Below are 18,364 nucleotides of genomic sequence, written 5' to 3' on the forward strand. Positions count from 1 at the left end.
TCGACTACTCGTCGTGCTTCTCCTCGCGGCGGGCGGCGGCGCGAGCGTCGTGGATGCCCTTGATTGCGGCGTGTCGGGCGGTGCGGGCATCGTGCATGGCGTCGCGGGCCTCGGCGGCCGTGGCCTTGGCAGAGCGCAGTTTGGCTGCCAGGTCGGGATTGGTCTCGGCGACCGCGGCAATCGTGGGGCCGTCGAGCTCTTCTTGTGTGGGCTCGGCCAAAAAGTCGATGGCATATTGGGCGGCCACCATGGAGCCCTTGGCCAGTACCGACTCGTCAATCTTGTAGAAGCAAGAATGTTGGGCGTACGTGGCGCCAATCTGGGGGTTGCGCGTGCCAACAAAGGCGAGCACGCCCGGTACGCGGCGCAGGTACTCCGAAAAATCCTCACCCGAGAGTGTGCCGCGATAATGGCCTTGGCCGGTGGGGCCCAGGCATTTGATTACTGCCTGGCGGCAGCGCTCGCTCGAGGCGGCATCGTTTTCGACCTTGTAATTGGCGATGGTGTAGTCGGTGAGCTCTGCCTCGGCGCCCAAGGCGGCCGCGGTATGCTCCACGATGCGGCGCATGAGCTCCGGCATTTCCTCGTGGGTCGAATCTCCGTAGGTGCGCACCGTGCCGGCGAGGTAGGCCGTGCCGGCGATAACGTTGCGCGCGGTGCCGCCGTGCAGCTCGCCGACGGTAATGACGGCCGGCTCGTAGGGACTGATCTCGCGCGAAACGATGGTCTGCAGAGCGTTGACGATCTCGGCGGCAACCATAACGGCGTCGTGACCGCGCTGGGGCATGGCGCCGTGGCACGAGGTGCCGCGGACGTCGATGCGGAACCAGTCGGTATTGGCCATGCGCGGTCCGGGCTCGCAGCTCACGGTGCCGGCGTCGACCTCACTCCAGATGTGCGCGGCGTAGGCGCCATCGACGCCGTCGAGCACGCCCGTGCCGATCATGAGTTTGGCGCCCTGGCCGTTTTCCTCACTGGGCTGGAAGACGATGCGGACTTCGCCGTGGATGTCGTCGGTCATATGGCGCAGGATCTGCAGCGTGCCGAGCATCATGGCGATGTGGCAGTCGTGGCCGCAGGCGTGCATGCAGCCCTCGTTGACGCTGGCAAACTCCTCGCCGGTCTGCTCGGTGACGGGCAGGGCGTCGATATCCGCGCGCAGCAGGATGCGGCGGCGCGGCGTGCCGTCCTCGTGGTAGGCATCCGACGCGGTACCGCGAAGCGTTGCCACCAAGCCGGTCTTGAGCGGACGCTCGTAGGGGATATTCATGGCGTCGAGCTGGTTGGCGATGTCGGAGGTCGTGCGCTCCTCGGCAAGGCTCAGCTCCGGGTGCTTATGGAAGTGCCGGCGCTGCTTGATGATATAGGGTTCAAACTCGGTAGCGATATCTTTGATGGCTGCGGTGACGTCGTCAGCCGCGCGAGCCTCGGTCGCCGCCATAATCTGCTGTGCCTTGGTCTTCGTCATGGTCGATTTGCTCCTTGCTGGGTTGATCGCAAAATCGTACAGGCTCTCTCCAGTATGCCACCTGCCGCTAGGGCTGGTAAAGTTGCCGTTTGCCGCTTGGGGTTTTGTTACAAGGGCGGGGGAGTACACTCGGGGGTGTTGAATTTCCTGCCAGAGATGGGGATGCCCATGCAACATATCGATCGGATTATCCGCTCCAAGAACGTCTTTACCGCGCAAGACGGTATCGATACCGCCCGCGAGCTGGCGATTGCCATCGCAGGCGACCGTATCGTCGCAGTCGGTGCGCCCGATGACGTGATTGCCGCCGCTCCTGCCGCCACGTTGGTTATCGACTACGGCGAGCAGTTTGTCTGCCCCGGTTTCCACGATGCTCATCTGCATTTCTTCCATACCTCGGTCGGTTCCTCGCCGTACATGCTCATGGATATGGGCACGTCCGAGGCGGCGCTGGTGCAACATGCGCTCGAGTTTTCCCAGGACCTGCCCGACGACGCTTGGGTTGTGACGCAGGGCTGGCGCGATTACCGTTGGGACCCGCCCGAGCATCCAACCAAGGCGTCGCTCGATGCGGCATTCCCCGATCGTCCCTGCGTTATGTATTCGGGCGACGGGCATACGCTTTGGCTCAACAGCCGCGCACTCGAGGCGCTCGGCGTCACACGCGACAGCGAGCCGCCAGCGGGCGGCAGCTACGACAAGGATGCAAGCGGCGAGCTCACGGGCATTGCTCACGAGGCGGCTGCCATGCAGCTGCTACCGCGCTGCCTTGAGTGGCTGGGCGAGGATCGGATCGCAAGCGCTTACGCCGATCAAATGAGGCGGATGGCCGAGCAGGGCATCACCTCGATATGCGATATGTCGCTCATGCCCATGCCGGGTTGCGACTTTATCCGCGACGATGTCTACGACAAACTGCAGGCAGCCGGCAAGCTGGGCATCCGAGCCCATCTGTTCCCCACGCTGCTGGATGACCAGTCGCGCTTGGAAGAGCTGCAGACCCGCTACGCGAACAACGCGCTGCTCTCGGCGCCAGGCTTTAAGCAGTTCTTCGACGGCGTGTCGAGCGAACACACGGCATATCTCACCGAGCCCTATACCAATCCGCGCTTCCCGGGCGACCAGGGCCGTCTGACGGTTCCTGCCGAGCGTATGCGCAAGCTGGTCCTCGCTGCCGCGGAGCGCGGTCATATCGTTCGCATCCACGTCATCGGTGACGGTGCGATTCATGCCGCGCTGGATATCTTTGAGGAGGCCGCCGAACTGTACGGCCTGCCCCAGCACAGTCATAACACGCTTGAGCACCTGGAGAATTTGCTGCCTCAGGACATCGATCGCCTGCGCAAGCTCAACATCATTGCCTCGAGCCAACCCTGCCACATCACGCTCGACCCAGGTGGTCCGGAGCGCGACCTGGGCCTGGAACGCAGCCGCATCATGTGGCCGTTCGCAACCTATAAGCAGCGCGGCATTCGCCAAGCCTTCGGTACCGACAGCCCCATCACAGCTGTTACCAGCATGAACGTGCTCTACACGGCCATCACGCGCCAAGACCCTCGCAGCCACTGGCCCGAGGGCGGCTGGTTACCGAGCGAGCGCATCGATGCAGCAACAGCCCTGCGCAACTACACCCTGGGCAGCGCCTATGCAGCGGGCGACGAGCAAAACCTCGGCAGCTTGGAGCCCGGCAAGTACGCCGACCTGGTAGTCCTGGACCAAAACCCGCTCACCGTTGACCCCCAAGACCTCCAGGCTACCAAGGTTCAGGCCACCTATCTGGCAGGTAACTTGATTTACGAGCGCTAAGTATTCATGCCGTACCGTTAAGCGCGGCTCGGACAGCCTATTTTGGGATAGCGCTCGAGTCGCGTTTGTTTGCCGGTGGGGATTTGTTAGGAGCGTCCCCGCTCTGATGGATTTGGGCGCAGGGCGGATGCGCCGCTGCCCTGCGCGCTCAATTTGGACATCAGCAATGCTGCCTCTTGGTGTTTTGCATACTTCCCATTACAGATTGCATAAAAAGGCTGGGATATTCTTCCTGATCCTGATGTACCCCCGCCCGTGCCGTGCAAAAAACGGAGTATTCAGCACCGCGAGCTCTGCCGGTGCCGCTGCAGTCGGGTGGCATTGCGGAGATCGACGTCATTTTGGGCTCCGGTACGGCGCGAGGCATACCTTTTTGTCTTGACGGGGTTTGCCTGCCGACTTAAATCGCCGGTCGAAGGCGTCCTTGGGATCAATATGGTGTGTCCGGCGCGTATGCAGCCGTCCTGGCTTGCTGAATACTCCCAAAAATGCACGGTGCTCGCCAGGGGACCCGTGCGCGCAACGAAAACCATGCCCATGTCGCTATCCACATCGCCATTTTGCTGCACTGACTTTTCTGAATACCGGGCTCGAATTAGTTAACCTAGCTCCCGGGGCGGACCGGAGGGCATGAAGTTTGTCGCGAGTTCCGCACGCAAAGGAAAGCACTTAATGTGCTTTCCGTCTTGCGCAGGACTGTAGAGCAGCAAACTTCATGCCCTCCGGTCCGCCCCGGGAGCCACCGCTAAGTTATCCCCCGGCATTCAGAAAATCTAAGTGCCAAAAAATAAGATTTTTTGACTCTGTGTTGTATAACCCGCCATTCGTGGGTACCATTCAACGCGTACGCAAACAAAAAGGGTTAATTCGCGTGGTATAACCGCGCGGCCCAAAAAGGAGGAGACAAGCATGTCGTCTTTGAAGCCGCTTGCAGATCGTGTTCTGGTCAAGCCCGACGAGGCCGAGCAGAAGACCGCTTCTGGTCTGTATATCGCCAGCAACGCCCAGGAGAAGCCGCAGCGCGGCACCATCGTTGCCGTTGGCGCCGGCAAGGTCAACGACAAGGGTGAGCGCATCCCCATGGACGTCAAGGTCGGTGACGTTGTCATCTACGGTAAGTTCGGTGGCAACGAGGTCAAGGTCGACGGCGAGAAGTATCTGCTGATGCGCGCCGACGACATCTACGCTGTCGTCGAGGCCTAGTCTCGTCAGAATCTCTGATTCGTCTTTGAACGCGGCCGCCGCATAGGACTCGGAAGCGGCGACGCGAGTCACATTTCTTTTGGAGGATTACCTACCATGGCAAAGAACATTACGTTCAACACCGATGCCCGCGCTAAGCTTGCCAAGGGCGTCAACACTCTGGCCGACGCCGTTACCGTCACCATGGGCCCCAAGGGTCGCTACGTTGCGCTGCAGCGCACGTTCGGTGCCCCGACCATCACCAACGACGGCGTTTCCGTCGCCAAGGAGATCGAGCTCGAGGACAACATCGAGAACATGGGCGCTCAGCTGGTGAAGGAGGTCGCCACCAAGACCAACGACACCGTGGGTGACGGCACCACCACCGCAACCCTGCTCGCTCAGGCCATCGTCAACGACGGCCTGCGCAACGTCGCCGCTGGCGCCAACCCGCTGGCCATTCGTCGCGGCATCGACAAGGCCGTCAACGCCGCCGTCGCCGAGATGAAGAAGCAGGCCAAGCCGGTCGAGACCAAGGAGCAGATCGCTTCCGTCGGTACCATCTCCGCCGGTGACCCCGAGGTCGGCGAGAAGATCGCCGAGGCCATGGAGGTCGTGGGCAAGGACGGCGTCATCACCGTCGAGGATTCCCAGACGTTCGACATCACCATCGACACCGTCGAGGGCATGCAGTTCGACAAGGGCTATGTCTCCGCTTACTTCGTCACGGATAACGACCGCATGGAGGCCGTGATGAAGGATCCGTACATCCTCATCACCGACCAGAAGATCTCCAGCGTTCAGGACATTATGCCCGTTCTCGAGGCTGTCCAGCGCGCTGGCCGTGGCCTGCTCATCATCGCTGAGGACATCGACGGCGAGGCTCTGCCTACCCTGGTTCTCAACAAGATCCGTGGCGCCCTCAACGTCTGCGCCGTCAAGGCTCCGGGCTACGGCGATCGCCGCAAGCGCATCCTCGAGGACATCGCCGTCCTCACCGGCGGCCAGGCTGCCCTGGACGAGCTGGGCGTGAAGGTCGCTGACATCACCGCCGATATGCTCGGTACCGCTAAGTCCGTCACCATCTCCAAGGACAATACCGTCGTCGTCGGCGGCGCTGGCTCCAAGGAGGCCATCGACGCTCGTATCGCTCAGATCAAGGGTGAGATGGAGAACACCACCTCTGACTTCGACCGTGAGAAGCTCCAGGAGCGCCTGGCCAAGCTCTCCGGTGGCGTTGCCGTCATCAAGGTCGGCGCTGCTACCGAGTCCGAGCTCAAGGAGATCAAGCACCGCGTCGAGGACGCCCTGCAGGCAACCCGCGCTGCTGTCGAGGAGGGCATCGTCGCCGGCGGCGGCGTCGCCTTCATGGATGCTGCTCCTGCGCTCGATGCTGTCGAGATCGATGACCCCGAGGAGAAGATTGGCGTCGACATCGTCAAGAAGGCTCTGACCGCTCCGGTCGCCACCATCGCCAAGAACGCTGGCTTTGAGGGCGCTGTCGTGGTCGACAAGGTTGCCGAGCTGCCCGCCGGCCAGGGTCTCAACTCTGCCAACGGCGAGTGGGGCGACATGATCGAGATGGGCGTCCTCGACCCCGTCAAGGTCAGCCGCGTCACCCTGCAGAACGCTGCTTCTGTCGCCAGCCTGATCCTCATCACCGAGGCCACCGTCTCCGATGTGCCCAAGAACACTCAGCTTGAGGACGCTATCGCTGCTGCCACCGCTGGTCAGCAGGGCGGCGGTATGTACTAAGGCCGACAAGGTCTAGAACTCCCACCGGGAATCCGGGGGCGTGACGGGGTTTCTCTCCGGAACGTCCTCGGTTAAATTGGGACCCCTTGTCCTGCTCCTTTGGAGCCGCGGACAAGGGGTCCTTTTTGTGTTGATGTCTTTATTTAATGAGGCGCTTTCCGCTTTGTTTGAATGGTGATGTAAGAGGAAAGACGCCGAGGAATCAGAGCAGCCCTCTTGCTCGCTCGTCGTATATTTTATTGAGCTCCGATTGCACGTACTCTTCTTTGAGCTTGGCAATGAAACGCACGTCCGAGAATAGTCGGTAGATGAGTATCGCTGCGCCTCCGAGGTCGAGGCACTTGGGATTCTCTTTGATTAACGCCCGTATGACGCTGCTTGAAGTTGCGATGGTATCGGACAGGAGGATGATTTTCTTGGTACGTGCTTGGAACATCTTGGTGCAGTAATCTGAACCGTCGTCCTTGAATATCAACGAGCACCCGTGAAGTGCCGCTATCAACCAGTTGATAAGAGCGGCCATGCCTGCCTGCGCGCCGACCTTCAGCACATCGCCGGTGCTGACGTATTTGGTAAGCGCCTCGGTATGTGTTTTGTCGAGGATGAGATTGGCGAATGGAATCTGTATCCCACACGGCGTGTACAGGTCTGTGCCGATGTGGATCAGCTGCTTGATTAGAGCAGCCGCGGCGGCATCTGGCTCGCTCACGACGCGTCTTCCCGCCGCAACCAGCATCTCTACAGTCCCAGCGGGCGCCCCAATCTGCGGATTTTTCCCAAAGGCGTCATAGGAGACCGAGTAGGTTGCGGGAATTCGTGCACCAATACCAAAAACATTGGTGTCTTTAACGCAGGTGATGCTGTTGGTCATGATGTTAGATGTTCCGAACACGAGACCGAGCACTGGGTCGTGGCCGAGGGTCGCGAACCGGTGGTTTGCGCCCTTGAAGAGTCCGACGTTTTCTGTCTCGTAGCGTGTCACGTCGTAGGGCACTCCACGTGAATTAAGAATATGATGTTTTGAGGCGAACAGATGGTTCGATTCCCGTGGCATCCTGTCATCGAAACCAGAGAAGACACGACTTTGGAAGTCGTGCAGAGCATGTTCTTTTACGTTGCCCGCTCCGGCACACTCGACCTCCGTCAGTGAGTTGATGATAAGAATGCGGGCGACTTGGAGCATGGTTGCGGCTACGACGAAGGCCGCGTCGGCATCCTGCAGTCGTGTCCGCTCCTTGAACTCCCGGTCGATGTGCTGAAGGTTCTCGCCATACTCGCGGACGGACTTTTCGACTGCCTGCTCGGCCCGGCTCTCGTCAACGGCCATGCATGCCACCCTCGCCGCCATATAGTCGGCAAAGAGCCTGCAGGCATGCTCCTCTTCTTCTGTTACCTGACCGTCTGCCGCCGCGGCGACTTGCAACTGCTCGGCTATGGAGTCCAGCGACACGATGCTAACGTTGTCCAAACAGTCCTTGACTTGGTCGAAGGACAAACCCTCGTCATCCGCGATAACCTGCACCTTCGTCTTGACGTTATTTGGGAGGCCGCCGTCCAGCTTGAGGTAATCGAGACCATCCTCGAGCCACTTCTGCTCCTCTTGGGAGAAGTCACCGTCGCAGCGCATCAGGAAGCAGAGCGTTGCCACATATGCGTAGATGAAATTGTGTCGCTTCTCTCCCGCAAGGTAGGCGCCCTGCTTGATTCCGTCACGGAAACCTTTGATGCGTGCCCTGCGGAGCCGCGCGGAGAATGAGTGCTCCTTGATGGCATTGATCCCGCCCTCCACGGTCGACGCCGCGTCGGACGCAAGGGACGATGCTCCTTGGGCCAGATTTACGGCGGCACCGATGGCAATTCCGCCTACCGTGTTCGCGGCCCCCGTAATCGTTTTGCCTGCATCGGACGACGCAATTTGCTCGCCGGCACTCGACATGCCTTCCGCAACCGAGCACATGGCGCTGCCGATGGCCTCGGATGCCGAGGTGGCCGTGTCGACGATAACGTTTCCCGCGCCTTCAGCTGCATTCGTGGCGCCTTTGGCGGCGGACTCGATGGCCGCCGATGCGTCTTTTGCCATCTCACCGGCGGCTTGGGCGGCTTGGGATAGAGCCTTCCCGAGATCAAGTTTTGCTGCCAATTTGTTCTCCTGACATACGCGGGTTGCGCAGTGACCTCCTTCATACTACTGCGCGGTGCGGAGCATTGGGTACGTCGGTGGATTGATGATTGCGGAAAATGGGATACTGCATCTTCATCCCGCTTCCGTTTCCCCCGCCATAGATTACCCTTGGCATACTTGCGCGAACGATTGCTCGTGCTACACTTGCAAGTGCTGTTTCAGGGCGGGGTGGAATTCCCTACTGGCGGTAAATCGGGCGGTGCCAAAGGGGTGCCGCGGAGCAGGCGAGGCGTCTGCGACCGAGCCGATGAGTCCGCGACCCGAGCGTGTGTTGGTTCGCATACCGGCTGAACTGGTGAGATCCCAGTACCAACGGTTAGAGTCCGGATGAAAGAGGCAGGTGATCTTATGTCTGAACAGTCGCAGCATATCCATTTTGAGAACACGAATAGGTGGAGCACCAAACAGCTCGTTACCATGGCGCTGATGTGTGCCTTGGGCGCCCTGTTTATGTACGTGCAGCTGCCTATCCTTCCTTCGGCGCCGTTTTTGACGTATGACCCGTCGCTGGTGCCGGCGATGGTGTGCGGTTTTGCGTATGGTCCTGGCGCCGGTACTGCTGTTGCCGCTATGGCGATTGTTATCCATGCGCTTACCACGGGCGATTGGGTCGGCGCACTTATGAACCTGGTGGCTACGCTGGGCTACATTCTGCCCGCGGCTATCGTGTACCAGAAGATGCATACCTATAAGGGTGCCGTGATTGGCCTAGTGTTCGGTGTCATTGCCGCTACGGCGCTGTCTATGGTCGCTAACCTTACCATTGGCGTATGGTTCTGGTATGGCTCGGTCGATGTGATCGCCCCGCTCATGATTCCTGCCGTGCTGCCGTTCAACCTTATCAAGACCGTGCTTAACTCGGTATTGACGCTTGCAGTGTACAAGGCGGTCTCCAACCTCATCACGCCTAAAAAGGACCAGGTCAAAGGCCGCGCATGATTGAGTGTCGGGGCGTTTCCTTTAGCTATGACGGTGCCGTGTCGGCACTCGACGGTGTCGATCTGAACATCGAGGACGGGGAGTTTTTCTGCATCCTCGGTGGCAATGGGTCGGGCAAGTCGACGTTTGCCAAGCATCTGAATGCGCTGTTGCAGCCCGATGCGGGCACGGTACGCATCAACGGCATGGATGCGTCCGACCCCGAGCTGGTCTACGACATTCGTTCGACCGCGGGCATGGTATTCCAGAATCCCGACGACCAGCTGGTGGCAACGCTTGTCGAAGATGACGTTGCGTTCGGTCCCGAAAACCTTGGCGTGCCATCGGCGCAAATTGCGCAGCACGTACGCGAGGCGCTGAAGGGCGTGGGCCTGGTGGGCTTTGAGCGCCACGAGACCCATGCGCTCTCGGGTGGCCAAAAGCAACGCGTGGCGCTTGCTGGCGTGCTTGCCATGGAACCGCGCGTGCTCATCTTGGATGAGGCTTCCTCGATGCTCGATCCGCGTGGACGCAAGGGCCTCATGAAGGCTTGCCGCGCGTTGCATGATCGTGGCATGACCATCGTGATGATTACGCACTTTATGGAAGAGGCCGCCGAGGCCGATCGTGTCGCGGTGTTTCGGGCGGGGCGCGTTGCCATGCTCGGTACGCCCGAGGAAATCTTGACACGGGCGGACGAACTTGCGCAGTTCAACTTGGATATGCCGGCGTCGTGCTGCTTGGGCACGGCGCTTCGTGCGAAGGGCGTGCCCGTTCATGCGCAGGTGCGCGAGGTGGATATGGTCGCCGAGATTGCGCAGACATATGCCGACCGGAGTGGGGAAGACACCGCAGGGCGGCCTTCTGCATCCGATTCTCGTGTGCTCGACAACGCCTCCTCTGCAACCGACGGGACAGCCGCGTCGGAGCCCGTCATCGAGATTTCGCACCTCTCGCATAGTTACTCGCTGAGCGCCCGCGAGCGCCGCCGCTGGCATAAGCGCTCGGCCGTTGCGGGCAAATCGGGCAAACAGGCTCTCTGGGGAAACGACCCCAGCAGCCCGTGGGCGCTGCGCGATGTATCGCTGACGGTGTGTCGCGGCGAGTTCCTGGGCTTGGCAGGTCATACCGGTTCGGGTAAGTCGACGCTGGTCCAGCATCTCAACGGTTTGATTCGCCCCCAGGAGGGATTCGTTCGCGCGCTGGGGCTCGATCTGTCAAACAAGAAAGACGCCGCCGCGGTTAAGGCCAAGGTCGGCGTGGTGTTTCAATATCCCGAGCGTCAGCTGTTTGCCGAAACCGTGACGCAGGACGTGGCGTTTGGCCCGCACAACCTTGGCTTGCCGCAAGATGAAGTCGACCGTCGCGTCGAGTCGTCGCTCTCGCGCGTGGGCCTCGACCTTTCCACGGTCGGCGACAAGAGTCCCTTTGAGCTTTCGGGCGGTCAGCAACGGCGCGTGGCATTCGCCGGTGTGCTCGCCATGGAGCCCGAAGTCCTGGTGCTCGATGAACCCATGGCGGGGCTCGATCCGGCTGCGCGCAGGGATTTCCTTGAGCTTATCGATCGACTTCACCGCGATGGCCTGACCGTTGTCATGGTTTCGCATAGTATGGATGACCTGGCCAACTGCTGCGACCGCATCGTCGTGATGAACGAAGGCGCGGTGTTTGCCGAGGGAACCCCCGCGCAGGTGTTTGCACATGCCGATGAGCTCAAGTCGATCGGCTTGGGCGTTCCCGCCGCCCAGCGCATGGCGTTGGCGCTCGCGGAAGCGGGCGTGCCGCTGCGTTGCGGCGGGCTCTATACGGTTGAGTCGCTGGCCGATGAGCTGGCAGATTTGCTGATCGGTCGCTCAGACGGTCCTTCTAACGTCGCGGACATTGCTAAATCCAAGACGGTCGCGCGAGAGGAGGGCTGCTAATGGAGGCGTTTTCGTTTGGCAGCTACTATCCCGGCGATAGTGCAATCCACCGCCTGGACCCGCGAACTAAGTTGCTCTTGGGCTTTGTGTTTCTGATCACGACGCTCACGGTTGGCAGCTTCCGCGGACTGGTCCCGGTCGCAATCTTCGTTGTTCTGATCTATACCGTGTCTCGGGTGCCGGTTCGTCGCGTTCTGTCGTCGATGGCGCCGCTGCTGGCAATCGTCGTCGTGGTCGCGGTGCTCAACTTGTTTACCGATCAGAGTGGGCGCATCCTGTGGCAGCTCGGCTTTCTGCGGATAAGCGAGGGCTCGCTGCATTCCGCCGCTTTTATGACCTGCCGTCTGACCTTGATGATGGCCGGTATGAGCGCTATTACGCTCACCACACCGACGCTCGACCTCACCGCGGGCTTTGAGCGTCTGCTCGCACCGTTTGCGCGCGTGGGGCTTCCGGCGCATGAGCTCGGCATGATCATGGGCATCGCGTTGCGCTTTATGCCGCAGTTTGCCACCGAGATGAAGCAGACGGCGGACGCGCAGGCAAGCCGCGGTGCACGCGTAACGGGTGGCCCGCTCGGCGGCGTGCGTATGCTCGGCAGTGTGGCGATCCCACTGTTCACGGGCGTGTTCCGTCATGCCGAGACGCTGTCTGCCGCCATGGATGCACGCTGCTATCACGGCGAGCAGGGCCGCACGCGTCTGCATGCGCTTGCATTTCGCCGCGGGGATGCGCTGGCTGCGGTGGTGACGATGCTGCTGTTTGCGTGTGTCATCGTCGTCAACCTTCAACTTGTTTAGGCGCGATTCGAGCGCAAGAAAGGGGTCCCTATGACCGACAACGACCGCACAGCTCAGCTTGAGCGCGCCTGCTCGTATCTCAGGCGCATTCCGGCGTGGTATCTGGCCACGACCGATGTGGCCGACGGGCATCAGCCTCGCGTGAGGCCGTTTTCGTTTGCCATGGTCGATGAAGGTAAGCTGTGGTTTTGCACGTCGCGCGACAAGGATGTGTGGGCGGAGCTGAGTGCGAATCCCAAGTTTGAGCTCTCGGGCTGGAAGCCGGGGGAATGCTGGATCGTATTGACCGGCGAAGCCGCACTTGAGGACGACGCAGTTGCGAGCGACAAGGTGCGTCAAGCGGGTTTTAAGCACATGGTGGGCATCGGCGAGGAACACGAGAGTGCCAACGACGGCCGCCTTGCTTTCTTTTCGGTCCGCAACATTGCCGCGCGCTTCTGTGATATCGACGGCAGCGAGGAGCGCCTGGAGCTCTAGCGCGTCTCAAATTAACTACCCGTTTCGAATTAGCTAGCGCCAGGAGGACACATGGACGGATTGAATACGGTGTTGGAGTATCTGACGTCGGTGCCGGCATGGTATTTGGCGACGAGCGTTGACGGACAGCCTCATGTGCGTCCGTTTTCGTTTGCGCAGATCCAGGACGGCAAGCTGTGGTTTGTAACAGCGCGCACCAAAGATGTGTGGCAAGAGCTGCTGCAAAACCAGCGCTTTGAGGCCACGAGTTGGTGGCCGGGCCATGGCTGGCTCATCTTGCGCGGGCGTGCCGGCTTGGATGACCGGGCTTTAGGCGAAATGCGCGAAGCTGGGTGGAAGCATCTAGAGCGCCTGGGCGAGCACTATGAGGGGCCTAACGACCCCACGCTCGTCTTCTTTAGCGTCGAGGATCCCGAGGCTTTTATCTGCAATCACGACGAATGGGTGCCGGTCGAGCTCTAGCCAGCTGGCTCATCCTAACAACTTGGTTTTCGCATGGGCGGGCCCCGTATTGCTCGGCGCCGTTAGGAGCGCCGGTCAATACGGGGCCCGCTCCATTTGTCAATTCCTTCAAGCGAATGTGTCGGGAATGTTTCAATGCATGAATATGCAAGCCATTTACGTATTAATGCATCTTTTGGTGCTAAAGTTTCAACCCACTTCATAACGACCGCTGCGAAATGCGCATCGGTGCATAAATCGCAGACAAGGAGTCTGATATGTCTTTGAAGGTTGGAATCGTCGGCGCGGCTGGATATGCCGGAGCCGAGCTCATTCGCCTCGTCCTCGGTCATCCCGAGTTTGAACTTGCTGCCATTACGTCCAACGCCGATGCCGGCCAGCCGTTGTCTGCGGTGCACCCGAGCTTCACCGGCGTAAGCGATCTTGTCTTTACGACGCATGATGCCCCTGAGCTCAAGAACTGCGACGCGGTCTTTTTGGCCGTGCCGCACACGGCTGCCATGGCACAGGTGCCCGCGCTGCTTGCATCGGGCGTCTCCTGCTTTGATCTTTCGGCCGACTACCGTCTGAACGACGCGTCCGTTTTTGAGGCTTGGTATGCCGCCGAGCATACGAGCCCCGAGCTGCTCAAGACCCGTGCCTTCGGTCTGCCCGAGCTGTTCTGCCAGGACTTGGAGACCGCCGCATCCGACCATGCCGACGGCAAACCCGTGCTGGTCGCCTGCGCCGGTTGCTATCCCACCGCAACGAGCCTTGCCGCCGCGCCCGCCGTGCGCGCGGGCTGGGTGGCCGAGAACGGTCCCGTGATTGTCGATGCCATTAGCGGCGTGACGGGCGCCGGTAAGTCCTGCAACGCCCGCACCCATTTTTGCAGCGCCGACGAGAACTTGGAGGCCTACGGCGTGGGCAAGCATCGCCACACGCCCGAGATTGAGCAAATCCTTGGCCTGACCGATCGCGTCGTCTTTACCCCGCACCTGGCACCGCTCAAGCGCGGTCTGCTCTCCACGGTGACGCTGCCGCTCGCGCCGCAGGCTATCGATACCTTGACCCTTGAGGACGTTGTCGACCATTACAAGCAGTTCTACGCCGGTCGCACCTTTGTGCGCGTGCTCGATGCCGGCCAGCAGCCCAAGACGGCTTCGGTCGTCGGCACCAACGCTGCCCAGATTGGCCTCGCGCTCAACAAGCGCGCGGGCGTGCTGGTGGCGACGGGCGCCATCGACAATCTGTGCAAGGGCGCTGCGGGCCAAGCAGTCCAGTGCGCCAATATCGTCTTTGGCTTTGACGAGCGACGAGGCTTGCCCACAGTGGCGTGCCCGGTGTAGCACATTCGATTGTTAACGATTTGGTAGTCGGGCATCGAGTGGGGCGCCACTCTTAAGCTGGTTTCATGATCACGACTGGCATGGCGCACCAACCGATGTCCGTTTTTTTGTTTGACATAAGGAGTCATAAAGACGATGGATACCGAGCTGTTTGATATCAAGATTCGCGCCGTCGAGGGTGGCGTTACGGCTGCGGCTGGTTTTAAAGCTGCAGGCATCCACGCTGGGTTCCGCAAGAACCCCGAGCGTCTGGATTACTCGCTCGTCGTGCCCGATAAACCCTGTCCCGGTGCCGGCGTGTTTACCGCCAATCGCTTTTGCGCGGCGCCCGTGCAGGTGAGCCGTGCCAACCTGGGCGGTGCCGACAAGGGCTACGGTATCATCGCCGGTGTTTCGGTCAACTCTGGCAATGCCAACGCCGCCACGGGTGAGACCGGCCTTGCCTGCGCGCGCGAGACGTGCAGCATCGCATCGCAGGTCATCGGCTGCGAGCCCCAGCAGATTCTGGTTGCCTCCACGGGTGTGATTGGCCAGATTCTGCCGATCGACACGTTTGAGACCGCCATTCCTGCTGCCTACGAGGCGCTCTCCGCCCACGGTGGCGCCGATGCCGCTCGCGCCATCATGACGACCGACACGCACTCCAAGGAGTACGCCGTATCCTACGTCAGTGAGGCTGCGGGTCATGCGGGCAATGTCTATACGGTAGGCGGAATGTGCAAGGGCTCGGGCATGATCATGCCCAATATGGCCACCATGATCGCAGTTATCACCACCGATGCCCCCGTCGAGCCTGCGGCACTTCATGCCCTGCTGCTCTCGACCGTCAAGCAGACCTTTAACAAGGTAACGGTCGATTCCGACACCTCGACCAACGACACCTGCATCATGCTTGCCTCCGGCGCCGCTGCCGCAGATGCCGAGCCTATCGTCGAGGGCTCCGATGCCTTTGACGAGTTGGCATTTGCCGTGCACGAGGTGTGCGAGAGCCTGGCGCGCAATATCGCCGCCGATGGTGAGGGCGCATCCAAGCTTGTTACGGTCAACGTTACCGGCGCCGTGAACGACGAGGAGGCCGATATCGCCGCCCGCGCCGTTGCCAACTCGCCGCTCGTTAAGACCTGCATCGCCGGCCATGACTGCAATTGGGGCCGCGTTGCCATGGCGCTCGGTAAGTGCGGCGTGAAGTTTAATCAGGAAGACGTTTCCATCGACATGATGGGCATGCCTGTCTGTCGCGACGGTCTGACTGTTCCCTTTGACGAGGACGAGGCTCTACGACGTTTTGAGGCGCCCGAGATCGTGATCTCGGCCGACCTGGGCGCAGGCGACGCGGCAACGACCGTGTGGACCTGCGACCTCACGCATGAGTACATCTCCATCAACGGCGACTACCGTTCCTAGATTCCAGGCACGCTGCGCATCTTGCCGCGATTGCGGACAGCGGAGCACGGCGCGATAACGATACGAAAGACGAGGCAGATTATGAAATTCGCACGCGATTGTCGATCGAGCGAATCCAACGAAGCAACCGCGCAGCTGCTGTTCGAAGCGCTGCCGTGGATTAAGAACCTGACCGGCAAGACGGTTGTTATCAAATATGGCGGAGCCGCCATGGTCGACGAGCAGCTGCGCCGCGACGTGATGAGCGACATCGTCCTGCTCAAGATCATCGGTATGCGTCCCGTCATCGTGCATGGTGGCGGCAAGGCTATCAACGAGGCGCTGAGCCATTACGATATTCCCGTCGAGTTTAAGAACGGCCAGCGCGTGACCACGCCGGCGACCATGGATATCGTGCGCGAGGTACTGGGCGGCAAGGTCAACCAGGAGCTGGTTGCTGCCATCAACCACCACGGCAACCTGGCCGTGGGCGTGTCGGGCAGCGATGCCGGCACGCTCATCGCCGAGCCTCTCGACCCCGAGCTCGGTCGAGTGGGCAAAGTGACACACGTTAACACCGACTATATCGAGCGCTTACTCGATAGCGAGTACATCCCCGTCATCGCTACCGTCGCGGCGGGGGAGGACGGCGGTTTCTTCAACATCAACGCCGATACCGCCGCCGGTGCCGTTGCGGCGGCGCTCCATGCGCACAAAGCGATTTTCTTGACCGATGTCGACGGTCTGTACAAGGACTTTGGCGACAAGGATTCGCTTATCTCCAACCTGACGCTCGACGAGGTCAATGAGATGCTCTACGGCGGCGAGGTCGATAAGGGCATGATTCCCAAGCTGCGCGCGGCCGTCGATGCGCTTGCCGGCGGCGTATTTCGTGCCCACATCATCAACGGCACCACGCCGCATTCGCTGCTGCTGGAGCTGCTGACCGATGCCGGCGTCGGCACCGTGATCCATTCCACCGAGACGGCCTACGAGTTCGATACGCATCCGCATCCGCTTTCGACGTTTGCTGCGCGTCTGACCGAGAACCTCGACGAGGTCGAGAAGCTTCAGACGGTCTAGCTGACCCGCAGCCGCCCCATTCCTGCACCCATAGGCCTGCGCCGTTCGGCGCTCAACGAAAGGCATCCCATGTCACTTGCAGCTCAGCAATCGCTTGAATCCAATTACGTTATGCATACCTTTGGCCGCTCTCCGGTCGAGTTTGTCGAGGGTCACGGCATGAAGCTCACCGGCGACGATGGCCGTGAGTACCTCGACTTTCTTGCCGGCATCGGCGTGTGCAGCCTAGGTCATGGCGACCCGGCTGTGCTCTCGGCGCTCGAGGCACAGACCAAAAAGCTCATGCATGTCTCCAATTACTTCTACATCGAGCAGCGCGGACAGGTCGCGGCGCTGCTGTCCAAGCTCGCTAACGACGACGTAGATGGTGCGCGTGTGCTTGCCGATGCCATTGTCGCCGGCGATGAGACCACGGCAGCTGCTCTTGGTGCCCCGGCTACGGATGAGCAGGTTTGGGAGACCTTCTTTGCCAACTCTGGCGCCGAGGCCAACGAGGGCTCGATGAAGCTCGCGCGCCTGTACGCCAAGCGTGCCGGTAATGGCGGCAACACCATCGTGTGCATGCGCGGCGGCTTCCACGGCCGTACGCTCGAGACCATTGCCGCCACCATGCAGGATTGGCTGCAGGACAGCTTCCGCCCGCTGCCGGGTGGCTTTGTGGCCTGCACGCCCAACGATATCGATGAACTGCGTGCGATCTTTAAGCAGCTGGGGAGCGAAATTTGTGCCGTGATGCTCGAGCCGATTCAGGGCGAGAGCGGTGTGCACCCCATGACCGAGGAGTTTATGGCGGCAGCGCGCGACCTGGCACACGAAGTGGGCGCCGTGCTTATCGCCGACGAGGTCCAGTGCGGCATCTTCCGCTCCGGCAAGCCGTTTGCATTCCAAACCTATGGTGTGGAGCCCGACATCATGAGCCTTGCCAAGGGCATTGCTGATGGCGTGCCTATGGGTGCCGTCGTGGCAAAGAAGGAGATTGCCGACGTGTTTAAGCCGGGCGACCACGGCTCGACCTTTGGCGGTAGCTGCTTGGCCATCGCGGCGTGTGCCGCGACGCTCTCCGCACTCGTGCGCGGCGATTATGCCGACCACGCTGCCAAGGTAGGCGCCTATATGGAGGCAAAGCTCGCCAAGCTGCCGCACGTGACCGAGGTACGTGGCCGCGGCTTGATGCTCGGCTGTGATTTGGATGATGCCGCGGGCGACGCGCATGATGTTGTTGCCCGCGCGCTGACCGCCGGTGCCGTGACCAACGCTACAGGTGCGCATACGCTGCGTTTCCTGCCGCCACTTGTCTGCGAAGAAGCCGACGTGGACAGCCTGATCGAGACCCTGTCGGACGTTTTGGCCTAACACAGCGCAATAACTTAATTTGGACCGGGTTCCGGACTGCGGACGTGCCATATGCGGCACGATTCAGCGGTCTGGAGCCCGTTTTGCCTTAGATTTGCTAAGGCAGGGAGACCTGCTGGTCAAAAAACATTAAATATGAGTACTGTTACCGATTTGGTCGCAGCAATTTTGGACTAATAAGACCAGATGGCAAGTCGAAATGGTGGCGCGCGCAGACGTGGTGTAAGAGCGTCCCGAGGTCCGTC

The 18,364-nt window shown here is 60.7% G+C and carries 14 protein-coding genes and 1 riboswitch; of the genes, 12 read left to right on the plus strand and 2 right to left on the minus strand.

What is annotated here, in order from left to right; translation table 11 throughout:
* Nucleotides 1–4: 4 nt before the first annotated feature.
* On the minus strand, nt 5–1,468 hold the full coding sequence (locus tag DW171_RS05165) for a M20 family metallopeptidase (protein ID WP_055252003.1): 1,464 nt from the start codon (nt 1,466–1,468) through the stop codon (nt 5–7).
* Between the two features lie 168 nt (nt 1,469–1,636).
* Here DW171_RS05165 and DW171_RS05170 point away from each other — a divergent pair, with 168 nt between their 5' ends.
* The 3 genes from DW171_RS05170 to groL all read left to right on the plus strand — a co-directional run bounded on the left by DW171_RS05170 (nt 1,637) and on the right by groL (nt 6,211).
* The gene (locus DW171_RS05170) at nt 1,637–3,274 is read left to right on the plus strand and encodes an amidohydrolase (protein WP_233539107.1); all 1,638 of its coding nucleotides are present in this window, start codon (nt 1,637–1,639) and stop codon (nt 3,272–3,274) included.
* 909 nt (nt 3,275–4,183) lie between these two features.
* Nucleotides 4,184–4,477, plus strand: coding sequence for a co-chaperone GroES (gene groES / locus DW171_RS05175; RefSeq protein WP_022094351.1), 294 nt, complete (start codon nt 4,184–4,186; stop codon nt 4,475–4,477).
* Nucleotides 4,478–4,573: 96 nt separating this feature from the next.
* Nucleotides 4,574–6,211, plus strand: a complete 1,638-nt coding sequence (gene groL / locus DW171_RS05180; protein WP_006234938.1) for a chaperonin GroEL — start codon at nt 4,574–4,576, stop codon at nt 6,209–6,211.
* Nucleotides 6,212–6,413: 202 nt separating this feature from the next.
* On the opposite strand, the gene DW171_RS05185 is transcribed toward groL, so the two are convergent.
* On the minus strand, nt 6,414–8,351 hold the full coding sequence (locus tag DW171_RS05185) for a hypothetical protein (RefSeq protein WP_118270634.1): 1,938 nt from the start codon (nt 8,349–8,351) through the stop codon (nt 6,414–6,416).
* 192 nt (nt 8,352–8,543) lie between these two features.
* Nucleotides 8,544–8,736, plus strand: a riboswitch (FMN riboswitch).
* Between the two features lie 5 nt (nt 8,737–8,741).
* On the opposite strand from DW171_RS05185, the gene DW171_RS05190 reads away from it, so the two are divergent.
* From DW171_RS05190 to DW171_RS05230, 9 genes are all read left to right on the plus strand, one after another.
* On the plus strand, nt 8,742–9,332 hold the full coding sequence (locus DW171_RS05190) for an ECF transporter S component (RefSeq protein ID WP_117563816.1): 591 nt from the start codon (nt 8,742–8,744) through the stop codon (nt 9,330–9,332).
* A complete protein-coding gene (locus tag DW171_RS05195) occupies nt 9,329–11,233 on the plus strand; it encodes an energy-coupling factor transporter ATPase (RefSeq protein ID WP_118270635.1) in 1,905 nt (634 codons plus the stop codon). The genes DW171_RS05190 and DW171_RS05195 overlap by 4 nt, the downstream gene beginning before the upstream one ends.
* A complete protein-coding gene (locus DW171_RS05200) occupies nt 11,233–12,033 on the plus strand; it encodes an energy-coupling factor transporter transmembrane protein EcfT (protein WP_117637580.1) in 801 nt (266 codons plus the stop codon). The genes DW171_RS05195 and DW171_RS05200 overlap by 1 nt, the downstream gene beginning before the upstream one ends.
* A gap of 30 nt (nt 12,034–12,063) precedes the next feature.
* On the plus strand, nt 12,064–12,510 hold the full coding sequence (locus DW171_RS05205; RefSeq protein WP_117637581.1) for a pyridoxamine 5'-phosphate oxidase family protein: 447 nt from the start codon (nt 12,064–12,066) through the stop codon (nt 12,508–12,510).
* 51 nt (nt 12,511–12,561) lie between these two features.
* On the plus strand, nt 12,562–12,972 hold the full coding sequence (locus tag DW171_RS05210; RefSeq protein ID WP_117637582.1) for a pyridoxamine 5'-phosphate oxidase family protein: 411 nt from the start codon (nt 12,562–12,564) through the stop codon (nt 12,970–12,972).
* Nucleotides 12,973–13,229: 257 nt separating this feature from the next.
* Complete coding sequence (gene argC, locus DW171_RS05215) at nt 13,230–14,300, plus strand: N-acetyl-gamma-glutamyl-phosphate reductase (protein WP_117637583.1); 1,071 nt, start codon at nt 13,230–13,232, stop codon at nt 14,298–14,300.
* 135 nt (nt 14,301–14,435) lie between these two features.
* Nucleotides 14,436–15,704 carry a bifunctional glutamate N-acetyltransferase/amino-acid acetyltransferase ArgJ gene (gene argJ / locus DW171_RS05220; RefSeq protein ID WP_199586858.1) on the plus strand — a complete coding sequence of 423 codons (1,269 nt, stop codon included), beginning with the start codon at nt 14,436–14,438 and terminating at the stop codon, nt 15,702–15,704.
* Between the two features lie 81 nt (nt 15,705–15,785).
* Nucleotides 15,786–16,766: an acetylglutamate kinase gene (argB, locus tag DW171_RS05225; RefSeq protein ID WP_117637585.1), complete on the plus strand. Its 981-nt coding sequence runs from the start codon at nt 15,786–15,788 to the stop codon at nt 16,764–16,766.
* Nucleotides 16,767–16,835: 69 nt separating this feature from the next.
* Complete coding sequence (locus DW171_RS05230; protein ID WP_118270637.1) at nt 16,836–18,119, plus strand: aminotransferase class III-fold pyridoxal phosphate-dependent enzyme; 1,284 nt, start codon at nt 16,836–16,838, stop codon at nt 18,117–18,119.
* The last annotated feature ends 245 nt before the right edge of the window (nt 18,120–18,364 follow it).

It is taken from the genome of Collinsella sp. AM15-2, assembly GCF_003471985.1.
Taxonomy (GTDB): Bacteria; Actinomycetota; Coriobacteriia; order Coriobacteriales; family Coriobacteriaceae; genus Collinsella.

Coding starts and splice junctions, on each gene's coding strand:
- DW171_RS05165 (WP_055252003.1), bottom strand. CDS start 1,468: ATGACGAAGACCAAGGCACAGCAGATTATGGCGGCGACCGAGGCTCGC.
- DW171_RS05170 (WP_233539107.1), top strand. CDS start 1,637: ATGCAACATATCGATCGGATTATCCGCTCCAAGAACGTCTTTACCGCG.
- groES (WP_022094351.1), top strand. CDS start 4,184: ATGTCGTCTTTGAAGCCGCTTGCAGATCGTGTTCTGGTCAAGCCCGAC.
- groL (WP_006234938.1), top strand. CDS start 4,574: ATGGCAAAGAACATTACGTTCAACACCGATGCCCGCGCTAAGCTTGCC.
- DW171_RS05190 (WP_117563816.1), top strand. CDS start 8,742: ATGTCTGAACAGTCGCAGCATATCCATTTTGAGAACACGAATAGGTGG.
- DW171_RS05195 (WP_118270635.1), top strand. CDS start 9,329: ATGATTGAGTGTCGGGGCGTTTCCTTTAGCTATGACGGTGCCGTGTCG.
- DW171_RS05200 (WP_117637580.1), top strand. CDS start 11,233: ATGGAGGCGTTTTCGTTTGGCAGCTACTATCCCGGCGATAGTGCAATC.
- DW171_RS05205 (WP_117637581.1), top strand. CDS start 12,064: ATGACCGACAACGACCGCACAGCTCAGCTTGAGCGCGCCTGCTCGTAT.
- DW171_RS05210 (WP_117637582.1), top strand. CDS start 12,562: ATGGACGGATTGAATACGGTGTTGGAGTATCTGACGTCGGTGCCGGCA.
- argC (WP_117637583.1), top strand. CDS start 13,230: ATGTCTTTGAAGGTTGGAATCGTCGGCGCGGCTGGATATGCCGGAGCC.
- argJ (WP_199586858.1), top strand. CDS start 14,436: ATGGATACCGAGCTGTTTGATATCAAGATTCGCGCCGTCGAGGGTGGC.
- argB (WP_117637585.1), top strand. CDS start 15,786: ATGAAATTCGCACGCGATTGTCGATCGAGCGAATCCAACGAAGCAACC.
- DW171_RS05230 (WP_118270637.1), top strand. CDS start 16,836: ATGTCACTTGCAGCTCAGCAATCGCTTGAATCCAATTACGTTATGCAT.